This window comes from Nocardioides alkalitolerans, from assembly GCA_038184435.1.
Taxonomy (GTDB): domain Bacteria; phylum Actinomycetota; class Actinomycetes; order Propionibacteriales; family Nocardioidaceae; genus Nocardioides; species Nocardioides alkalitolerans_A.
The window spans coordinates 2,483,186-2,502,540 of record CP116227.1; the positions used below are offsets into that span (position 1 = coordinate 2,483,186).

14 protein-coding genes are annotated in these 19,355 nt (G+C 74.0%); 7 read left to right on the forward strand and 7 right to left on the reverse strand.

The features are described 5' to 3' along the window. Window positions 1-33: 33 nt before the first annotated feature. From PIR53_11860 to PIR53_11870, 3 genes are all read right to left on the reverse strand, one after another. On the reverse strand, window positions 34-648 hold the full coding sequence (locus PIR53_11860; protein ID WZH50717.1) for a hypothetical protein: 615 nt from the start codon (window positions 646-648) through the stop codon (window positions 34-36). A 460-nt stretch (window positions 649-1,108) separates the two neighbouring features. After that, the gene (gene hrpA, locus PIR53_11865) at window positions 1,109-4,978 is read right to left on the reverse strand and encodes an ATP-dependent RNA helicase HrpA (protein WZH54445.1); all 3,870 of its coding nucleotides are present in this window, start codon (window positions 4,976-4,978) and stop codon (window positions 1,109-1,111) included. 33 nt (window positions 4,979-5,011) lie between these two features. Next, window positions 5,012-5,365, reverse strand: coding sequence for a hypothetical protein (locus PIR53_11870; GenBank protein WZH50718.1), 354 nt, complete (start codon window positions 5,363-5,365; stop codon window positions 5,012-5,014). Window positions 5,366-5,484: 119 nt separating this feature from the next. Here PIR53_11870 and PIR53_11875 point away from each other — a divergent pair, with 119 nt between their 5' ends. The 3 genes from PIR53_11875 (at window position 5,485) to rocD (ending at window position 9,110) form a co-directional block, all read left to right on the forward strand. Continuing rightward, on the forward strand, window positions 5,485-6,195 hold the full coding sequence (locus tag PIR53_11875; protein WZH50719.1) for a response regulator transcription factor: 711 nt from the start codon (window positions 5,485-5,487) through the stop codon (window positions 6,193-6,195). A 4-nt stretch (window positions 6,196-6,199) separates the two neighbouring features. Next, window positions 6,200-7,729, forward strand: coding sequence for a HAMP domain-containing sensor histidine kinase (locus PIR53_11880; GenBank protein ID WZH50720.1), 1,530 nt, complete (start codon window positions 6,200-6,202; stop codon window positions 7,727-7,729). A 127-nt stretch (window positions 7,730-7,856) separates the two neighbouring features. Further along, entirely contained in the window at window positions 7,857-9,110 is a 1,254-nt protein-coding gene (rocD, locus tag PIR53_11885) for an ornithine--oxo-acid transaminase (protein ID WZH50721.1), read from the forward strand. A gap of 45 nt (window positions 9,111-9,155) precedes the next feature. On the opposite strand, the gene PIR53_11890 is transcribed toward rocD, so the two are convergent. The 3 genes from PIR53_11890 to mmsB are packed head-to-tail and all read right to left on the reverse strand — an operon-like array spanning window position 9,156 to window position 12,977. Then, window positions 9,156-10,640 carry an aldehyde dehydrogenase family protein gene (locus PIR53_11890; GenBank protein WZH50722.1) on the reverse strand — a complete coding sequence of 495 codons (1,485 nt, stop codon included), beginning with the start codon at window positions 10,638-10,640 and terminating at the stop codon, window positions 9,156-9,158. Window positions 10,641-10,680: 40 nt separating this feature from the next. Further along, window positions 10,681-12,036, reverse strand: a complete 1,356-nt coding sequence (locus tag PIR53_11895) for an MFS transporter (GenBank protein ID WZH50723.1) — start codon at window positions 12,034-12,036, stop codon at window positions 10,681-10,683. After that, window positions 12,033-12,977, reverse strand: a complete 945-nt coding sequence (gene mmsB / locus PIR53_11900) for a 3-hydroxyisobutyrate dehydrogenase (protein ID WZH50724.1) — start codon at window positions 12,975-12,977, stop codon at window positions 12,033-12,035. The genes PIR53_11895 and mmsB overlap by 4 nt, the downstream gene beginning before the upstream one ends. A 178-nt stretch (window positions 12,978-13,155) precedes the next feature. Here mmsB and PIR53_11905 point away from each other — a divergent pair, with 178 nt between their 5' ends. From PIR53_11905 to PIR53_11920, 4 genes are all read left to right on the forward strand, one after another. Continuing rightward, complete coding sequence (locus PIR53_11905; protein WZH50725.1) at window positions 13,156-14,049, forward strand: LysR family transcriptional regulator; 894 nt, start codon at window positions 13,156-13,158, stop codon at window positions 14,047-14,049. An 87-nt stretch (window positions 14,050-14,136) separates the two neighbouring features. Beyond that, window positions 14,137-15,516, forward strand: coding sequence for an MFS transporter (locus PIR53_11910; protein WZH50726.1), 1,380 nt, complete (start codon window positions 14,137-14,139; stop codon window positions 15,514-15,516). Between the two features lie 301 nt (window positions 15,517-15,817). Then, window positions 15,818-17,803 carry a glycosyltransferase family 39 protein gene (locus PIR53_11915; GenBank protein WZH50727.1) on the forward strand — a complete coding sequence of 662 codons (1,986 nt, stop codon included), beginning with the start codon at window positions 15,818-15,820 and terminating at the stop codon, window positions 17,801-17,803. Beyond that, entirely contained in the window at window positions 17,800-18,576 is a 777-nt protein-coding gene (locus PIR53_11920; GenBank protein ID WZH50728.1) for a glycosyltransferase, read from the forward strand. The genes PIR53_11915 and PIR53_11920 overlap by 4 nt, the downstream gene beginning before the upstream one ends. A gap of 59 nt (window positions 18,577-18,635) precedes the next feature. On the opposite strand, the gene PIR53_11925 is transcribed toward PIR53_11920, so the two are convergent. Then, window positions 18,636-19,343: an NUDIX domain-containing protein gene (locus PIR53_11925; GenBank protein ID WZH50729.1), complete on the reverse strand. Its 708-nt coding sequence runs from the start codon at window positions 19,341-19,343 to the stop codon at window positions 18,636-18,638. Window positions 19,344-19,355 lie beyond the last annotated feature (12 nt).

A 19,355-nucleotide genomic window follows, 5' to 3' on the forward strand; every position in this document is an offset into this window, starting at 1 on the left:
CAACCCGTGACCCTGACCCGCGCGGGGGGCGGGTCAGGCGAGCGCGCCGGCCAGCTCGAGGTGGCCGGCGTGCTCGAGCTGCTCCGACATGAGCAGCACGCGCTCGACCTCGGGCCCGGCGTCGGCGCGACCGGGCTCGGTGCGCCCCGCGGCGACGACGCGGGCGAACGCGGCGGCGCGGAGCAGCACGTCGGCGAACTCCCGCTCGACGATGCCGCGCAGCACGTCGTCGATCATCCGGCGCAGCTCGTCGGGACCCGGCGGCTCGGCGACCCCCGCCACCACGCGGGCGACCGGGGCCAGACGGCGTCCCGCCTCGAACTGGCGCGCCGCCTCGTGCGGGTCGGCGTGCACCCAGGCACGCAGCACGTAGAGCCGCCACAGGCACCCCGACAACGTGTCGGCCGGGGCGCCCGACCACAGCTCGGCGAGCGTCTCGAGCCCCTCGGTCTCCGCCAGTCCCACGACGCGCTCCGCGAGCGCTCCGGTCTCCCCCTCCGCCTCGCGCGGCCCCCGCACGAGGGCCGTCGCGGCCCGCTCGGCGGCGGCGCCGAGCTGCGCGGGATCGACGCCCCCGGTGCGGGCCTCGAAGAAGGCGGACCCGGGACGCGTCGGACGGTGGTGACGAGGCGTGGTCGATTCAGGCATCGCCGTCGAGGTTACGCCCCCGGCCCGAGGGGATCGTGCGTCGAGCTTGCTCGTACGTCGCCGGCGTGGACGTCGAGTTGTCATGTACGGCGCGGCGAACGCGTCGAGATGGGTCGAACGGCGCGGCGGACGAGGCCGGGAAGAAAAACGCGGACACGCTCCCGGACGGGACGAAGGAAAGGCGGACCCCTGGTCCCGACACGCCGAGGCCCGAGCCTGCGCGGTCCGCGTTTTCCTCCCCGACGCGGGCGGCCGGCGCACTTTCCTCCGCCCGGGCGGGAGCCCGGCGAGCACGGAGCTCCCGGCGTGGGCTCGGCCGCGCCGTACCGCTGACCGGTGCGCAACTGCCAACTCGGCGCGTACGCCGCGGCGTACGTGACAACTCGACGCACCAGCCGCGCCGTACGTGACAACTCGACGCGAACGCCGCGCCGTACAACCCAACTCGACGCAGCAGACCTCAGCCCGCGAGCGCCTTGCGGATGCGGGCGTCGCTGACGGCGACGGCGGTGCCGAGCTGCTGCGCCCAGAGGGAGACGCGGTACTCCTCGAGCAGCCACCGCACCGTCCGCAGCGCGGCGCCGGGCGGGCGGCCAGGCGGGAGCGCCGCGACCTGGTGGGCCCACGAGCCCTGCAGGTCGACGATCTGGCCCATGAGCTGACGGTCCTTCTGCACCGCGGGCACCCCGCCGGTGACGAGCCGCTGGTGCCGTTCCTCCATCGCCCGCAGGTAGGTCGGGTAGCGCCGCAGCTGCGCCGGCCCCGCCTCCGCCACGAACCCGACGTGCACGAGCCCGGCGAGCTGCTCCTTGAGGTCGGTGAGCGCGTCGAGCAGGTGGATCTCGGCGCGGCCGGTCAGCCGCTTGTCCACCGCCCGGTGCGCGGCCAGCGCCCGCACGACGTCGGCGACGACGCCCCGCACCCGCGCCTCGAGGTCGCCTCGGACCACCCCGAGCAGGGCCGCGAAGGCCCGCTCGTCCCGCACCGCCGGGCGCGCGTCGACGGCCTCGGTCACCACCGCGGTGCGGCAGTCCTCGAGCAGGTCGGGGATGGAGGGGTACGGCGAGCCCACCAGCCCCAGCTTGTCCGTCGTGCTCAACGAGTCCGCCACCCGCTTGAGCAGGCCCGGCTGCTCGGCCGCGAGCGCCAGCAGGAGCAGGCGCCGCACGCCGAGCCGGTGCCGCGCCTCCTGCTCGTCCTTCGAGCCGACGACCCGCAGCGCGACGCTCGCGCCCTCGTCGTCGAGCGTCGGGAAGCCCCGCACCTCGTGTCCCGCCCGCTGCTGCGTGAACGACGGCTCGATCGACCCGAAGACCCAGGTCGTCGCGCCCGTCACCGTCTGCCCGGCGTCGGCGGCGACGTCGGCGATCGCCTGCTCCAACGACGGTCGCAGCGGCTCGGCCAGCGTCACCAGGTCCTTGCCGCGCGCCACCTCCCCGCCGTCGGGGTCGACGACGCGGAACGTCGGGCGCAGGTGCGGCGCCACCTTCGACCAGTCCCACGCGTCCCGCGGCACGATCGCACCCGAGGCGTGCCGGGCGTACCGCTCCAGCGCGTCCAGCAGCGGCTCCTCCCCCGGCGGCGTCTCCGCCAGGAAGCGCCGCGCGTGGTCGGGCGCCGGCACGAGCGACGTGCGCAGGTGCTTGGGCAGCGACCGGATGAGCGCGGTCACGAGCTCCTCGCGCAACCCGGGCACGTTCCACGAGAAGTCCCCGGGCTCGAGCTGGTTGAGCGACGCGAGCGGTACGTCGATGGTGAGGCCGTCGTCGGCGGCCCCGGGCTCGAAGTGGTAGCTGATGGGGAAGGTCAGGTGCCCGCCGCCCGCGCCGGTGGCGCGCCACTCCTCCGGGTAGTCGTGGGCCTGGATCTCGGCCGCCGTGTCGTGGGTGAGCATCGACGGGTCGAAGACGAGGAGGTCGGGCCGCTTCTGGCGCTCGCGCTTCCACCACTGGTCGAAGTGCGCGGCGCTGACGACGCTCGCCGGCACGCGCGCGTCGTAGAAGTCGAAGAGGGTGTGCTCGTCGACCACGATGTCGCGGCGGCGCGCCCGGTGCTCGAGCGCCTCCGCCTCCTCGAGCAGCCGCTGGTTCTCGGCGAGGAAGCGGTGCCGGCCGGTCTCGGCGGCGCCCCACTCCCCGTGCACGAGGGCGTGGCGGAGGAACAGCTCGCGGGCGAGCTCGGGGTCGACCCGACCGAGCTGCACGGTGCGGTCGGCGGCCAGGGGCACGCCGTACAGGGTCACGCGCTCGTTCGCGACCGCACTGCCGCGCTTCTTCGACCAGCGCGGCTCGGCGTAGGTGCGCTTCACGAGGTGCGCGCCGAGGCGCTCGGCCCACAACGGGTCGATGCCGGCGACCTGACGCGCCCACAGCCGACCGGTCTCGACGAGCTCGGCGGCCATGACGAACTGCGGGTTGCGGCCCTTGAGCACGCTGCCGGGGAAGATGGCGAAACGGGTGGAGCGGGCGCCCAGGTACTCCCGCGCGCCCGGGCGGCGCCCCTTCGTCCGCGACGCCTCCTTGTCGCGCTCCTCGAGCAGACCGATCTGCGAGAGCAGGCCCGACAGCAGCGCCTGGTGGATGCCGTCGGCGTCGGGCTGGTCGGCGGGCTGGCCGATCTCGACGCCCATCTCCTTGCAGACCTGGCGCAGCTGGGACTCGAAGTCCTGCCACTCCCGCACCCGCACGTAGTTGAGGAACTCCGCCTTGCACATCCGCCGGAAGGCGCTGCCGGAGAGGTCGCGCTGCTGCTCCTTCAGGTGGCGCCACAGCTGCAGCCAGGTGAGGAAGTCGCCCGACTCGTGCTTGAACCGGGCGTGGGCCTGGTCGGCCTGCGCCTGCTGCTCGGCGGGACGCTCGCGGGGGTCCTGCAGGCTGAGCGCGGCGGCGATGACGATGACCTCACGCACGCAGCCGCGCTGCTCGGCCTCGAGGATCATCCGCGCGAGCCGCGGGTCGATCGGCAGCCGCGCCAACCGACGGCCGACGTCGGTGAGGCGACCGTCCCCGAGGGCGCCGAGCTCCTCCAGAAGCTGCGTGCCGGCGGTGATGTTGCGCTTGTCCGGCGGCTCCACGAACGGGAAGCGCCCGATGTCGCCGAGCCCGAGGCTGGTCATCTGCAGGATGACGCTCGCCAGGTTGGTGCGGAGGATCTCGGGGTCGGTGAACTCGGGGCGGCTCTCGAAGTCCTCCTCGGAGTAGAGCCGGATCGCGATGCCCTCCGCGACGCGGCCGCACCGGCCGGAGCGCTGGTTGGCGCTCGCCTGGCTGATGGGCTCGATGGGGAGGCGCTGCACCTTGGTGCGGGCCGAGTAGCGCGAGATGCGGGCGACGCCGGAGTCGACGACGTACCGGATGCCCGGCACCGTCAGCGAGGTCTCCGCGACGTTGGTCGCCAGCACGATGCGGCGCCGCGAGCCGGTCGGCTTGAAGACGCGGTGCTGCTCCGCGGCGGAGAGGCGGGAGTAGAGCGGCAGCACGTCGATGCCCCGCGGCCCCTGCACCTTCGCCAGGTCGCCGAGGGCCTCCGCGGTGTCGCGGATCTCGCGCTCGCCGGGCAGGAAGACGAGCACGTCGCCGGGTCCCTCGCCCGAGAGCTCCTTCACCGCGTCGACGATCGCCTCGGTCTGGTCGCGCACGACGGCCTCGCCGTCCTCGTCCTCCTCGGGCAGCTCGATGAGGGGGCGGTAGCGCACCTCCACCGGGAACGTGCGGCCCGAGACCTCGATGATCGGCGCGGGCTTCCCGTGGCGGTCGGCGAAGTGCGCCGCGAACCGCTCCGGGTCGATCGTCGCCGAGGTGATGACGAGCTTCAGGTCGGGCCGCCGCGGCAGGAGCCGGCGCAGGTAGCCGAGCAGGAAGTCGATGTTGAGACTCCGCTCGTGGGCCTCGTCGATGATGATCGTGTCGTAGCGGCGCAGGTCGCGGTCGCGCTGGAGCTCGGCGAGCAGGATGCCGTCCGTCATCAGCTTCACCCGGCTGCTGCGGGACGTCTTGTCCGTGAACCGCACCTGGTAGCCGACGAGGTCGCCCAGCTCGGTCGCGGTCTCCTCGGCGATGCGCTCCGCGACGGAGCGGGCGGCGATCCGGCGGGGCTGGGTGTGGCCGATGAGGCCGCCGCGGCGACGTACCTTGCCGTCCCGCCCCGTGTGCTCGGTGACCTGGCCGCGGCCCAGCTCGAGGCAGATCTTCGGCAGCTGGGTGGTCTTCCCCGACCCGGTCTCGCCGGCGACGATGACGACCTGGTGGTCGCGGATGGCGGCCGCGATGTCGTCGCGGCGGGCCGAGACCGGCAGCTGGGGTGGGTAGTCGATGCGCACAGCGCCGACCATCATCCCCCAGGGCCCCAGGCCGCCGCGAACCGATTAGCCGGGCGGACCCGGCACCTGCCCCTGCTGTCCCTGACCCGGCTGGACCTGACCCGGCGCGAACCCGCCGCCCGGACCGCCCGCCCCGCCGAACCCGCCCGGCCCGCCGTCGTCCGCCGCGGACCCGCTGCTGAGGGCACCGACCGCCAGCGCTCCGCCGGCGCCCAGCACGACGGAGGCCAGGGCGACGCCGGCGGTGGCGACCAGGCCCAGCCGGCGGGGGGCCCGGTCCGCGGGGGGCGCGACCGTGTGGGGCACCGGCGGCAGGGGCGGGTACGGCGGGGGCTGCGGGCCCGGCGGGGGCGGGGTGGCGGCGTACGGGGGCGGGGCGGTGCGGTGCTCGTCGTCCATGGCGACGACGGTGCGGACGGCGGCTGTGCCGCGGCTGTGCGTGCGCGCAGGGGGAACTGTGGAACCGTCCACAGGCGACGCACAGCGAACTCACACGTTCGTCCGGCAGGCTTCCGTGCATGGAGCTCACCCGCGCCGACGGATCCCCCCTGCGCGTCCTCGTCGTCGACGACGAGGTCAACCTCGCCGAGCTGGTCGCGATGGCGCTGCGCTACGAGGGGTTCGAGACCCGGATGGCGCACGCGGGCGCCACGGCGGTCGCGGCCGCGAAGGAGTTCGGGCCGGACGTCGTCGTGCTCGACATGATGCTGCCGGACTTCGACGGCCTCGAGGTGCTGCGCCGGGTGCGCGTCGTCGACCCCCACGTGCCCGTGCTCTTCCTGACGGCCCGCGACGCGGTCGAGGACCGGGTGGCGGGCCTGACGGCCGGCGGGGACGACTACGTGACGAAGCCGTTCTCGCTCGAGGAGGTCGTCGCCCGTCTGCGCGCGCTGCTGCGCCGGGCGGGGGCGCGCGCGGCCGAGCTGGAGAACGTGCTGGTCGTCGGCGACCTCACGCTCGACGAGGACAGCCACGAGGTGCGGCGCGACGGCACCGAGATCGCCCTGACCGCCACGGAGTTCGAGCTGCTGCGCTTCCTCATGCGCAACCCGCGCCGGGTGCTGAGCAAGGCGCAGATCCTCGACCGGGTGTGGAACTACGACTTCGGCGGCCAGGCCAACGTCGTCGAGCTCTACATCTCCTACCTGCGCAAGAAGATCGACGCCGGGCGCGCGCCGATGATCCACACCATGCGCGGCGCCGGCTACGTGCTGAAGCCGGCGGACTGACCCCGTGCGGTCCCCGGCCCCCGTGCGGCGTCGCTTCGCGACCCTGACCTCGCGGCTCGTGCTCGCCACGGTGCTGCTCACCACGCTGCTGGCCCTCGCCATCGGCGCGGCGACCACGCTGGCGATGCGGGCCAACCTCACCGACCGGCTCGACGACGAGGTCACCTCGATCCTGCCGCGGGCCGGCGGCGGCAGCTTCCGGCCACCGGAGGGCGACCGGCCGCAGGAGTCCACGGGGGGATCCGCGGGGGGCGGCTGCGACCGCTTCGTGCCCGGCAACCAGGGCCCCGGCACGCTCCTCGCGGTGCTGCCGGACGGCAGCGCGACGGCCGACGGCGCCCGCGGCGGGGTGCTGACCGAGCAGGTGTGCGGCGAGCGGGCGGTGGCGACGGCAGCGCTCGAGCAGCTCGCCGACGTGCCGGCGGACGGCTCCGTCCACGCGGTCGACCTCGTCGCCCTCGGCTCCTACCGCGTGGTCGCGACGCGCGGGGACGACGGCACCGTGGTGGTCGCCGGCCTCCCCACCGACGCGGTCGACGACGCCGTGCGCTCGCTCGTCGGCTACGAGCTCCTCATCGGGCTCGCCGCGGTGCTCCTGGCGGGTGCGGCCGCGACCCTCGTCGTACGCCGCCAGCTGCGCCCCCTCCGCGACGTCGCCGCCACCGCCCACGAGGTCGCCACGCTGCCGCTCGCCGAGGGCGAGGTCGACCTCGCCGGCCGGGTGCCCGCGCACCTGCGCGACGCGCGCACCGAGGTGGGCCAGGTGGGCGCCGCCCTCGACACGCTGCTCGCCCACGTCGACGCCGCCATGACCGCGCGGCACCGCAGCGAGCAGCAGGTGCGGCAGTTCGTGGCGGACGCCTCCCACGAGCTGCGCACGCCGCTGGCGACGATCGTGGGGTACGCCGAGCTGGCGCGCCGACGGCCCGACGACGCCGACGCCGCCCGCACGGCGCTGGCGAAGGTGGAGGGCGAGTCGGGCCGCATGCGGCGGCTCGTCGAGGACCTCCTCATGCTGGCGCGCCTCGACGCCGGACGTCCGCTCGGCCACGAGCCCGTCGACGTCACGATGCTGCTCCTCGAGGCGGTCGAGGACGCCCGCGTGCTGGCCCCGGCCCACCGGTGGCGTCTCGACCTGCCCGACGAGGCCGTCGAGGTGACGGGCGACGCGCACGGCCTCCACCAGGTGGTGACCAACCTGCTGTCCAACGCCCGGCGCTACACGCCCGACGGCACCACGGTGACGGTCGCCGCGGTCCTCCAGGCCGACCGCGTCGCGCTGCGCGTGCACGACGACGGCCCCGGGTTCCCGCCGGACCTGGCAGCCTCGGCGTTCGACCGGTTCGTGCGCGGCGACACGGCCCGGGTGCGCGGGAGCGCGGACGACCCCGGTCGCGGCCCCGACGGCGGCGCCGCCGGCGGTTCCGGGCTCGGGCTCGCCCTGGTCCGCGCCATCGTCGAGGCGCACGGCGGGACGGTCGGCCTCGCCAGCCGCCCGGGTGACACGACGGTCGAGGTCGTGCTGCCGCGCTGAGCGCCCGGCTTGACTTCACGCGTCGTCCTGCGACGGTGGAGGTGGCGCTCCGGCGCAGAGACGCTAGGGTGAGCGCCGGTCCGATTGTCCGACAATCCGGACCTGCCGCAACCAGAGGAGGCGACGCATGACCAGCACGATCGACGAGGGCCGCACCACCGCCGACGGCAACGGCGTGCCGCGCAGCCAGGCGTTCTTCCAGCAGGCACAGGAGCGCACGGCGCACAACTACCACCCGCTCCCCGTGGTGGTGTCCCACGCCGAGGGCGCCTGGATGACCGACGTCGACGGCACGCGCTTCCTCGACATGCTGGCCGGCTACTCCGCCCTCAACTTCGGTCACGGTCACCCCGAGCTGCTCGCCACCGCCCACGCCCAGCTCGACCAGCTGACGCTGACCAGCCGCGCCTTCGTGCACGACCGCTTCGGCGAGTTCTGCGCCGCGCTCGGCGACCTGTGCAGCAAGGAGCTCGTGCTCCCCATGAACACGGGCGCCGAGGCTGTCGAGACCGCCATCAAGGTGAGCCGCAAGTGGGGCTACGACGTCAAGGGCGTCGAGGTCGACCGCGCCGAGATCATCGTCGCGACCGGCAACTTCCACGGCCGCACCACCACGGTCGTCGGCTTCTCCGACGACCCCGACGCGCGGGACGGCTTCGGCCCGTTCTCGCCGGGCTTCACCAGCGTGCCGTACGGCGACGCCGCGGCCCTCGAGGCCGCCATCACGCCCAACACGGTGGCGGTGCTGATCGAGCCCATCCAGGGCGAGGGCGGCGTGGTAATCCCGCCGGCGGGCTACCTGCGCGACGTCCGCGAGATCACCACGCGGCACAACGTGCTCTTCGCCGCCGACGAGATCCAGGCCGGGCTGGGCCGCACGGGCCGCACCTTCGCGTGCGACCACGAGGACGTCGTGCCCGACCTCTACGTGCTGGGCAAGGCCCTCGGCGGCGGCATCGTGCCGGTCTCGGCCGTCGTGGCCGACCGCGCGGTGCTCGGCGTGCTGCACCCGGGCCAGCACGGCTCGACCTTCGGCGGCAACGCCCTGGCCTGCGCGGTCGGCACCAAGGTCGTCGAGATGCTGGCGAGCGGGGAGCCGCAGGAGCGCTCGCAGCGCCTCGGGCTCGTGCTGCGCGAGCGGCTCGAGGCCCTCGTCGGCCGCGGCGTGCTCGCCGTACGGGTACGCGGCCTCTGGGCGGGCGTCGACATCGACCCGACCGTGGGCACGGGCCGCGCGGTCTGCGAGGCGCTGCTCGCCCGCGGCGTGCTGGCCAAGGACACCCACGGCTCGACCATCCGCCTCGCGCCGCCGCTGGTGGTCTCCGAGGAGGACCTGCACTGGGGCCTCGACCAGCTCGAGGCGGTCGTCACCGGGGGCTGATGCCCCGGCGACGACCGCCTCGGCGGTCGAGCGATCAGCGGGCGGTCAGCCCAGCTTCACGTTGACCTGCTTGATCTGCGTGAACGACTCCATCGCGCCCTCGATGGAGAACTCGCGCCCGATGCCCGACGACTTGTAGCCGCCGTAGCTCTGGCCGACCATCTGGCCGCCGCCCTGGTTGACCTGGACCCACCCGGACTCGATCCGGTGGGCCGTGTCGAGGGCGGCGGTCAGGTCCTGGGACCAGACGTACGCCGCGAGCCCGTAGTGCGAGTCGTTGGCCATGCGCACGACCTCGTCGCGGTCGGACCACGGGATGGCCACGAGCACGGGGCCGAAGATCTCCTCCTGCGCGATGCGCCAGTCGTTGGAGACCGCCGAGAAGATGGTCGGGCCCTGGTAGAAGCCGTCGAGGCCGTCCGGCACCTGCTCGGAGCGGTCGAGCGGCACCTCGACGCCGGCCTGCGAACGGCCGTCCGCGATGTAGGACTTGATCTGGTCGAACTGCTTCTGGTTGATGATCGCGCCCATGTCGGTCGCCTCGTCCAGCGGGTCGCCGACGACGAGCCGGTCGACCTGGGAGACCAGCTCGGCGAGGAACTCGTCGTACACGTCGCGGTGCACGAAGAGCCGCGAACCGGCGGTGCACGACTGGCCCTGGCGGGTGAAGCGCATCGCGGTGAGCACGCCCGTCGCCGTGGTGGCGAGGCGGTCGCCCGCGACCGCGTCGGGGAACACGATGTTGGGGCTCTTGCCGCCCAGCTCGAGCGAGACGTGCGCCAGCCGCTCCCCCGCCGCGGACGCGACGTGGTGACCGACCCGGCTCGACCCCGTGAACGAGACCTTGTCGACGCCGCGGTGCTGCACGAGCGCCTCACCGACCTCCGCGCCGTACCCGGTGAGCACGTTGAGCACGCCGTCGGGCAGGTACGGCGCGACGAGCTCCGCCATCCGGATGATGGTGAGCGGCGCGTCCTCCGCGGCCTTGAGCACGATCGTGTTGCCCGCCGCCAGCGCCGCCGGCACCTTCATGGCCGCGATCATGAGCGGGGAGTTCCACGGCAGGATGCCCGCGACGACGCCGAGCGGCTCCCGACGCGTGTACTGCAGCTGGTCGTCGCCGGCCGGCAGCGTGACGCCCTTGAACTCGCCCGCGACGCCACCGAAGTAGCGGAACAGCGCCACGAGCGTCTGCGACTCCGGACGCGCCTGGGGACGCAGCGCGTTGCCGGTGTCGATCGCGGTGAGCTGGGCCAGCTCCTCGGCCGCGGCCTCGAGCGCGTCGGCCGCCTTGAGCAGCGCGAGCTGACGGTCCTTGAAGTGGGTGGCGCGCCACGCGGGGAAGGCGGCACGAGCAGCGCGTACGGCGCGGTCGGCGTCCTCCTCGCGGGCCCGGGGCGTCCGGCCGAGCGAGAGTCCGCGGCGGCCGGGCGAGGTGACGTCGATCCACTCGCCGGCGGCGGCCGCGACGCGCTCGCCGCCGATGAGCATCAGGTGGTCGCCGGAGGGCGTCTCGATGGTCTGGGTCATCTTCACTCCTGGATCGTTCGGGATCGGTGGTCGGGAGCGCTCAGCGCGCGTCGTACTCGTCGTCGAGGGCGGTGAGCGAGGTGCCCTTCGTCTCCTGCGCGAAGGCGAGCGCGACGAGGCTGACGAGCGCGGCAGCGGCGAGGTAGATCGCGATCGGCGTGGTGCTGTCGTACTTGTCGAGCAGCGCGACGGCGATGATCGGCGCCATCGAGCCCGCGACGATCGCGGTCACCTGGTAGCCGAGCGACACCCCGGCGTACCGCATGCGGGTCGGGAACATCTCCGACATCAGCGAGGGCTGGGGGGCGTACATGAGGCCCTGGATGGCGAGGCCGCCGACGATGGCCACGACGACGAGCAGGTCGTTGGCGGTGTCCATCATCGGGAAGGCCCAGAAGCCCCACGTGGCGGTGCCGAGCACGCCGACGAGGTAGACGGGGCGGCGGCCGTAGATGTCGGAGAGCAGGCCGACGGTCGGCACCACGAAGACGTGGGAGAGGTGGCCGACGAGCAGGAGCAGCAGGACGTGCTGGACGTCGAACCCGATGTGGTCCTGGCGCAGGTACGAGATCGTGAACGTGACGACCATGTAGTACATGATGTTCTCGCAGAAGCGCAGGCCCATGGCCACGACGACCTGCTTCGGGCGGTACTTGATCGCGTCGAGCACGGTCGAGCGGGTCGCCTTCTCGGCCTCCTCCTTCTCGAGCGCGGCCTTGAAGATCGGCGCGTCCTCGACCTTGGTGCGCACGTACCAGCCGACGAGCACGATGATCGCGGAGGCGAAGAACGCGATGCGCCAGCCCCAGCTGAGGAAGGCCTCCTCGCTCAGCGCCGCCGACAGGCCGAGCATCACGAGCGTGGCGATGAGGTTGCCGACCGGCACGCCGGCCTGCGGGTAGCTGGCCCAGTAGCCGCGACGGTTGTCCGGCGCGTGCTCCGCGACGAGGAGCACGGCGCCGCCCCACTCGCCGCCGACGGCGAAGCCCTGCACGAAGCGGAGCAGCACGAGGAGGACGGCCGCGCCGTACCCGATCTGGGCGTGGGTCGGCAGCGCACCCATGAGGAAGGTGGAGACGCCGACCAGCACCAGGGAGAGCTGCAGCAGGCGCTTGCGGCCGAACTTGTCGCCGTAGTGACCGAAGACGAGGCCGCCGATCGGGCGGGCGATGAAGCCGACCGCGTAGGTGCCGAGGGCGGCGATCGTGCCGACCGTCGGGTCGCTCTCGGGGAAGAAGAGGGCGGGGAAGACGAGGATGGCCGCGGTCGCGTAGACGAAGAACTCGTACCACTCGACGATCGTGCCGGCCATGGAGGCGGCGACGACCTTGCGGAGGTTGGAGCGACCGGCCGGGGGGACGCTCCGGGCGCTGGTGGGGGTGGTGCTGGTGGTCACGCGGTGGTCTCCTGGCTGAGGGTGCGGGCGACGGCCTCGTCGCGCGCCGGTGAGGTGAGCTCGCCGTCGACGAGCTTGACGAGGACGGAGCAGTCGCGGTCGGCGAGGCCGAGCTCGACGAGCTGGTCCATCCGGTCACGGACGGCGGTGGCGAACGGGAGGGCGGTGGAGGTGGACTCCCCCGCCGCGAGGGCGAGCTCGAGGTCCTTGCGCAGCAGCGCGGTGGCGAACCCGCCCGTGAAGTCACGGTTGACGGCGGCGGTCTCGACGACGCCGGCCACCGGGTACCAGGTGCGCAGGGCCCAGCTGTCGCCGGAGGACACCTGCGCGAGCTCCCAGAAGGTGGTCGCGTCGAGGCCGAGGCGCTCCGCGAGCACCGCGCCCTCCGCCGTCGCGGCGAGGGTGATGCCGAGCATCATGTTGTTGGTCAGCTTGGCGGCCTGGCCGTTGCCGGGCCCGCCGGTGTGGAAGATCCGGCCGGCCATCACCTCGATGACGGGGCGCACCTCCTCGAGCACGGCCGCGTCGCCGCCGACCATGAAGGTGAGCGTGCCGGCGGCCGCACCCGAGATGCCGCCGGAGACCGGGGCGTCGAGGAAGCGGAACCCGGCGGCGGAGACCGACGCGTGGAGGGAGCGCGCGGCGTCGATGTCGATGGTGGACGAGTCGATGACGACCGCGCCCGGCTCGGCGTGCGCGAGCACGCCGTCGGGGCCGTCGAGGACGGCGGTGACGATGCCGTGGTTGGGGAGCATCGTGACGACGACGTCGGCCCCGGCGACCGTCGCGGCCACCGTGTCCTCGACCGTGACGCCCTGCGCCGCGGCGGCCTCACGCGCCGCCTCTGCGAGGTCGTAGCCGTGGACCTCGTGGCCCGCGGCGACGAGCCGCCCGCTCATGGGGGCGCCCATGTTGCCCAGTCCGATCCAGCCGATGCGCATGCCTGCTGCTTTCTACGAGGGAACGTGGAGGTGGGTCCGCGGCGTGACGGGCGTCGCGTGACGCGGACCACTCGACGATCCATGCTCGACCTTCGGTCAGGTGCGCGCAATGAGGGGTCGGGCGGGGTGCCTGTGCGGAAATGCACGGCCTCCCGCAGGCTCGACTAGGGTCCGGAGCGTGCGCGCCGACGACCTCCTCATCCTGCTCGAGGTGGCGCGTGCGCGCTCGTTCGTGCAGGCCGGTGTGGCTCTCGGCATCGACCACACGACCGTCTCGCGACGCATCGGCAGCCTCGAGAAGGAGCTCGGCGACCGGGTGCTCGACCGGTCGCTCTCCGGCGTGCAGCTGACGGCGTTGGGGCGGGCGATCCTGCCGGCCGCCGAGCAGGTGGCGCGGGCCATGGACGCGGCGAGCCAGGCCGCGCGCCCGGACCGCGACGTGGCCGGCCACGTGCGCATCGCCTCCACCGAGGCGTTCGCCGCCGTCTTCGTCGCGCCCGCCATGGCCCGCGTGCAGCGGACCCACCCCGGGGTGAGCCTCGACCTCGTCGCCGCCACCCGCCCGCTCGGCCAGGCCACGGGCGTCGACGTCGAGATCGGGGTGGGCACGCCGCCGTCCCGGGGCTTCGAGGTCACGCCGCTGACCGACTACCGCCTCTCGCTCTACGCGGCGCCGTCCTACCTCGAGCGCGCCGGCGAGGTGACCCCGGCGAACCTGGCCGAGCACCCGATCGTCTACTACATCGACGCCCTCCAGCGCGTCGACGAGCTCGGGCTCACCGAGGCGGGCATCCCCGTCGACGCCGTGCGGCTCGGCTCCACGAGCGTGCTCGTGCAGCACGAGCTGACCGTCGCCGGCGGCGGCGTCGGCCTGCTCCCCGACTTCCTCGCCCGCTCGACGCCCGGCCTGGTGCGCCTGCTCCCCGACGAGGTGCGCATGACGAAGACGTTCGTCGCGCTGCTGCCGCCGCGGGCCCTGCGACGCCCCGCGGCGATCGCGTTCATGTCGGCGCTCGTGCGGGAGATGGCGGAGCGGCGCGACGAGCTGGACGACGACCTGGCCGGTTCCTGAGTCGGGTCGCTGGGCGAGACCGGATTCTCGCTGCGCGAGACGTCGGGCGTAGCGTGCTCCGGTCCCCCTCCCCGGCCGGAAAGACCGATGACCACCGCCCAGCAGTCCGCCACCCCGCCCACCCCCGAGCGCGCCTCCGACGTCACGTCCGAGCCCGCCAACCCGCGCTCGCGGGTGCTCGTCGCCAGCCTCGTCGGCACGACGATCGAGTTCTACGACTTCTACATCTACGCCACCGCGGCGGTGCTGGTCTTCCCGCACCTGTTCTTCCCGGCCGGCAACGACACGACGGCGCTGCTGGCGTCGTTCGCGGTGTTCGGCGCCGCGATGGTGGCCCGCCCGCTCGGCGCCGTCTTCTTCGGCCACCTCGGCGACCGTCGCGGTCGCAAGGTGACCCTCGTGGCGTCGCTGCTCACGATGGGCATCGCGACCTTCGCGATCGGCCTGCTCCCGACGTACGCGCTCGTCGGCTGGCTCGCCCCGCTGCTCCTCGTGCTCATGCGCCTCGCGCAGGGCTTCGCCATCGGCGGCGAGTGGAGCGGCGCGGCGCTGGTCGCCACCGAGAACGCGCCGGAGGGCAAGCGCGCCTGGTACGGCACCTTCCCCCAGCTCGGCGCCCCCCTCGGGTTCATCCTCGCCAACGGCCTTTTCCTCGCCATCGCCGCGGCCATGCCGTCCGACGACCCCTCGACGCCCTCCGACATGTTCCTGTCGTGGGGCTGGCGGATCCCGTTCCTGTTCTCGGCGGTCATGGTGCTCGTGGGCCTCTACGTGCGCCTGCGGCTCGTCGAGAGCGCCGCGTTCCAGCGGGCCGTCGACAAGGGCACCGTCACGCGCCTGCCGCTGGGCGAGGTCGTCCGCACCCACGGCCGTGAGCTCGTGCTCGGCACGTTCCACATGCTCGCGACCTACGTGCTCTTCTACCTGATGACGACGTTCTCGCTGAGCTACGGCCGCGCCGCGACCGACGCCGAGGTGCCCGGCCTGGGCTACACCTACAACGGCTTCGTGCTCATGATGATCGTCGGAGTGGTGTTCTTCGGGATCTTCACCATGGTCTCCGGCCCCGTGGCGGACCGCTTCGGACGCCGCGCGCACCTGCTCGTCGTGACGACCGGCATCATCGTGTTCGGCCTCTGCTGGGTGCCGCTCCTCGAGGCCGGCGACGTCGGCGTCATGGCCTGGCTCCTGCTCGGCTTCAGCCTCATGGGCCTCACCTTCGGCCCGATGGGCGCCCTGCTGCCGGAGCTCTTCGCGACCAACGTGCGCTACACCGGCTCGGGGTTGTCCTACAACGTCAGCTCGATCCTCGGCGCCGCCGTCGCCCCGTTCATCGCCGTGTGGCTGTGGGGCGCCGCCGATGGCAGCCCCTTCCTCGTCGGGGTCTACCTCTCCGCGATGGGGCTCATCACCCTGCTCGCCCTGGCCGTCGGCCGCGACACCCGGAACCTCGACATCGACCGCTGAGGTAGCCGGCTCGGCTCGGCGCGGCTCGGCTCGGCTCGGCTCGGCTCGGCTCGGGGGAAGGAAAACGCGGACCCGGGCCGGAGCCGCCGGGCGTGGTGGAAAGAAAACGCGGACCCGAGGGCGCGACACGCCGATCCGGCAGCCCCTCCGGTCCGCGTTTTCCTTCCCCCGCGCCGTACCCCGCGCACTTTCCCCGCCCCGGCCGGGCCGGGCACCGCGCACCGGTACGCCGCACGCGGCTCACAGCGTCCCCACAGACCGCCCCCACGCGGCACCCAGCACCGGCCCCGAGGGTCGGGGCATGGACTCGACCGTCACCTCCCCCGGCCCCGCCGCACGGTCGGCCGACCCCGCGGACGCCCGTCTCGACCCGGACCCGCGCCCGGCCGCGATCCCGATCACGGACCGGCTGCGCCGGGTGCGTCTCGACCGGCGCAGCGCCGAGCGTCTCGGCCTCGTGGTCCTGCTGGTGGGTACGGCGCTGCTCTACCTCTGGGACCTCGGCGCGTCCGGCTGGGCCAACTCGTTCTACGCCGCGGCGGCCCAGGCCGGCTCGGAGTCGTGGTCCGCGTTCTTCTTCGGCGCCTCGGACGCCGGCGGCGCGATCACCGTCGACAAGACGCCGCTGTCGCTGTGGCCGATGGCCCTGTCGATCCGGGTATTCGGGCTGTCGTCGTGGAGCCTGCTCGTGCCGCAGGCCCTCATGGGCGTCGGCGCCGTGGCGCTGCTGCACGCCACGGTCCGGCGGGCCACCGGCTCCGCGACGGCCGGCCTCCTCGCGGGCGCGGCCCTGGCGCTGACGCCGGTCGCCACGCTGATGTTCCGCTTCGACAACCCGGACGCCGCCCTCGTGCTGCTCCTGCTGGCCGCCGCCTGGGCCACGCTGCGCGCCCTCGAGAGCGTCCACCCCGTGCGCTGGCTCGCGCTCGCCGGGGCACTCGTCGGGCTCGCCTTCCTCGCCAAGATGCTGCAGGCCTTCCTGGTGCTGCCGGCGCTGGCCGCGACGTACGCGGTCTTCGCCACCGCCCCCTGGTGGAAGCGGGTCGGGCACCTGCTGGTGGCCTTCGGCGCGATGGTGGTCGCGGGCGGCTGGTGGATCGCGATCGTGGAGCTCGTCCCGGAGGGCTCGCGGCCCTACGTGGGCGGCTCGCAGGACAACTCGATCCTGGAGCTGGCCCTGGGCTACAACGGGCTCGGCCGCCTGAACGGCGACGAGGAGGGCTCCGTCGGCGGCGGAGGTGGCTGGGGCACGGCGGGACCCCTGCGCCTGTTCACCGAGGCCCTGGGCGACCAGATCTCCTGGCTGCTGCCGGCCGCGCTCGTGCTCGGCGTCGCCGGTCTCTGGTTCGCCCGCGGCCTGGAGCGCGCGCGGGCGGTGCGCGCCGCCCTCGTGCTCATGCTCGGCTGGCTGCTCGTCACCGGGACGACGTTCAGCCTCATGCAGGGCATCTTCCACGAGTACTACACCGTCGCCCTGGCGCCCGCCGTCGCGCTCCTCGCGGCCGTCGGTGGCTGGGTGCTGTGGCGGGTCCGCGCCTCGCTGGTCGCGTCGGGCGTGCTCGGCGGCACGCTCGCCCTCACCGCGACCTGGGCGTTCGTGCTCCTCGAGCGCAGCGGCTGGATGCCGTGGCTCCGCTGGACGGTCGCGGTCGTCGGCCTCGCCGCCGCGCTCCTCGTCGTCGGCGCCCGGCACCTCCCCCGCCGGGCGGCCACCGCGGTGGCGTCCGTCGCCGTCGTCGCGGCCCTGGCCGGGCCCGCGGCGTACTCCGCCGCCACCGCCGCGACGCCCCACACCGGCTCGATCGTCACGGCCGGGCCCGCGACGGCCGGCGGCACGGGGCCGGGTGCCGGACGCGGCAGGGCGACCCCAGCGGGAGGGGGAGGCGGCGGTGCGGTCGGCGGACTGCTCGAGGGCAGCGACCCGACGGAGGCCGTCACCACGCTGCTCCAGCAGGACGCGGACGCCTTCACCTGGGCCGCCGCCACGGTGGGCTCGAACTCGGCGTCGGGCTACCAGCTCGCGAGCGAGGAGCCGGTGATGGCCATCGGCGGGTTCAACGGCACCGACCCGAGCCCGACCCTGGAGGAGTTCCAGACCTACGTCGCGAACGGCGAGGTGCACTGGTTCGTCGCCGGCGGCGGCCAGCTCGGCGGAGGTCCCGGTGGTGCCGGCGACGACGAGACGCGCAGCACCGCCAGCGCGATCACCGCGTGGGTGGAGGAGAACTTCACCGCGACGACCATCGACGGCGTGACCCTCTACGACCTCGCGGGCGGGGTCCGGTGAGCCCGCTGCTGGAGGTGGTCGTCCCCGTGCACGACGAGGAGCGTGCGCTCCCCCGGGCCGTCGCACGGCTCACCGAGCACCTCGCGACGCTGCCGTGGAGCTGGCGGGTGACCATCGTCGACAACGCGTCGACCGACACCACGCCCCAGGTCGCGGCGCGGCTCGCCGCGACGTACCCCGGGGTGCGGCACCGCCGCCTCGAGGCCAAGGGGCGCGGCCTGGCGCTGAAGGCGGCGTGGGGCGCGTCCGACGCCACGGTGCTCGCCTACATGGACGTCGACCTCTCGACCGACCTGCGGGCCCTGCTCCCCCTCGTCGCGCCGCTCGTCTCGGGCCACTCCGACCTGGCGGTGGGCTCGCGGCTGAGCCCGACGTCGCGGGTACGCCGCGGGCCGAAGCGCGAGGTCGTCTCGCGCGGCTACAACCTGCTGCTCCGCCACGCGCTGCACGTGCGGTTCCGCGACGCGCAGTGCGGGTTCAAGGGGGTGCGGGCCGACGCCGCGGCGGCGCTGCTGCCGCTGGTCGAGGACGGTTCGTGGTTCTTCGACACCGAGCTGCTCGTGCTGGCCGAGCGAGCCGGGCTGCGGATCCACGAGGTGCCCGTCGACTGGGTGGACGACCCCGACAGCCGTGTCGACATCGTGCGCACGGCCGTCGAGGACCTCCACGGCATCCGACGCCTGCGGCGCGGGCTGGCGCACCGCACGATCCCGGTCGGGGAGGTGGCCGAAACCGTACGGCGCGTGCGCGGTGGGGCGCCCCTTCCGGTGTGACGCCTCCTGGTCGTAGCGCCTCGGCGGTGCGGCGCCCGGGCGGGGCCCCCGCCCCCACCTCACATCGCGCTGCGGAAAATCGGCGTCGCGAGCTTGTCGAACGGCTCGCCGATCGGCCGGAACACCTCGGCGGGGCGGCCACGGCCCCCGGCCGGCTTGGCAGAGGTGCCCGTCGACTCGAGGAAGTCGCGGGCGGAGCGCAGCTTGCGCTGGAAATTGCCGGGGTCGATGTCGAGGCCCCACACGGCCTCGTACACCCCGCGCAGCTGGGCGAGCGTGAACTCGGCCGGGAGGAAGGACCGGGCGAGGCGGGTGTACTCGAGCTTTGAGGCCACCCGTTCGCGAGCCGTCGCGAGGATCTCGTCGTGGTCGAAGGCGAGGGTGCCCGCGACCTCGTCGACGGGGCGCCAGACGGCCTCGTCGGCGTCGGTCCCGGCGGTCGTGGCCTCCGCGTGGGGGGTGACGGCGAGGTAGGCCACGCTGACGACGCGGTGCGGCCGGCGATCGCGGTCGGGGGCGCCGAAGGTCTTGAGCTGCTCGAGGGCGAGCCCGTCCCCGACGATCCCGGTCTCCTCGACGAGCTCGCGCCGCGCGGCGTCGAGGAGCTCCTCCCCGTCGCCGACGAAGCCGCCGGGCAGGGCCCAGCGCCCGGCGTACGGGTCCTCGCCGCGCCGCACCACCAGCACCGCGAGGACACCGTCGAGCACCGCGAAGACGACGACGTCGACGGTCAGGTAGAAGACGGGGAACTCGCTGCGGTACTCCACCCCGCGACGCTA

Bases quoted from the DNA above. Each gene is read 5' to 3' on its own strand.
- PIR53_11860 (WZH50717.1), bottom strand. From the start codon at position 648: ATGCCTGAATCGACCACGCCTCGTCACCACCGTCCGACGCGTCCCGGG.
- hrpA (WZH54445.1), bottom strand. From the start codon at position 4,978: ATGGTCGGCGCTGTGCGCATCGACTACCCACCCCAGCTGCCGGTCTCG.
- PIR53_11870 (WZH50718.1), bottom strand. From the start codon at position 5,365: ATGGACGACGAGCACCGCACCGCCCCGCCCCCGTACGCCGCCACCCCG.
- PIR53_11875 (WZH50719.1), top strand. From the start codon at position 5,485: ATGGAGCTCACCCGCGCCGACGGATCCCCCCTGCGCGTCCTCGTCGTC.
- rocD (WZH50721.1), top strand. From the start codon at position 7,857: ATGACCAGCACGATCGACGAGGGCCGCACCACCGCCGACGGCAACGGC.
- PIR53_11890 (WZH50722.1), bottom strand. From the start codon at position 10,640: ATGACCCAGACCATCGAGACGCCCTCCGGCGACCACCTGATGCTCATC.
- mmsB (WZH50724.1), bottom strand. From the start codon at position 12,977: ATGCGCATCGGCTGGATCGGACTGGGCAACATGGGCGCCCCCATGAGC.
- PIR53_11910 (WZH50726.1), top strand. From the start codon at position 14,137: ATGACCACCGCCCAGCAGTCCGCCACCCCGCCCACCCCCGAGCGCGCC.
- PIR53_11915 (WZH50727.1), top strand. From the start codon at position 15,818: ATGGACTCGACCGTCACCTCCCCCGGCCCCGCCGCACGGTCGGCCGAC.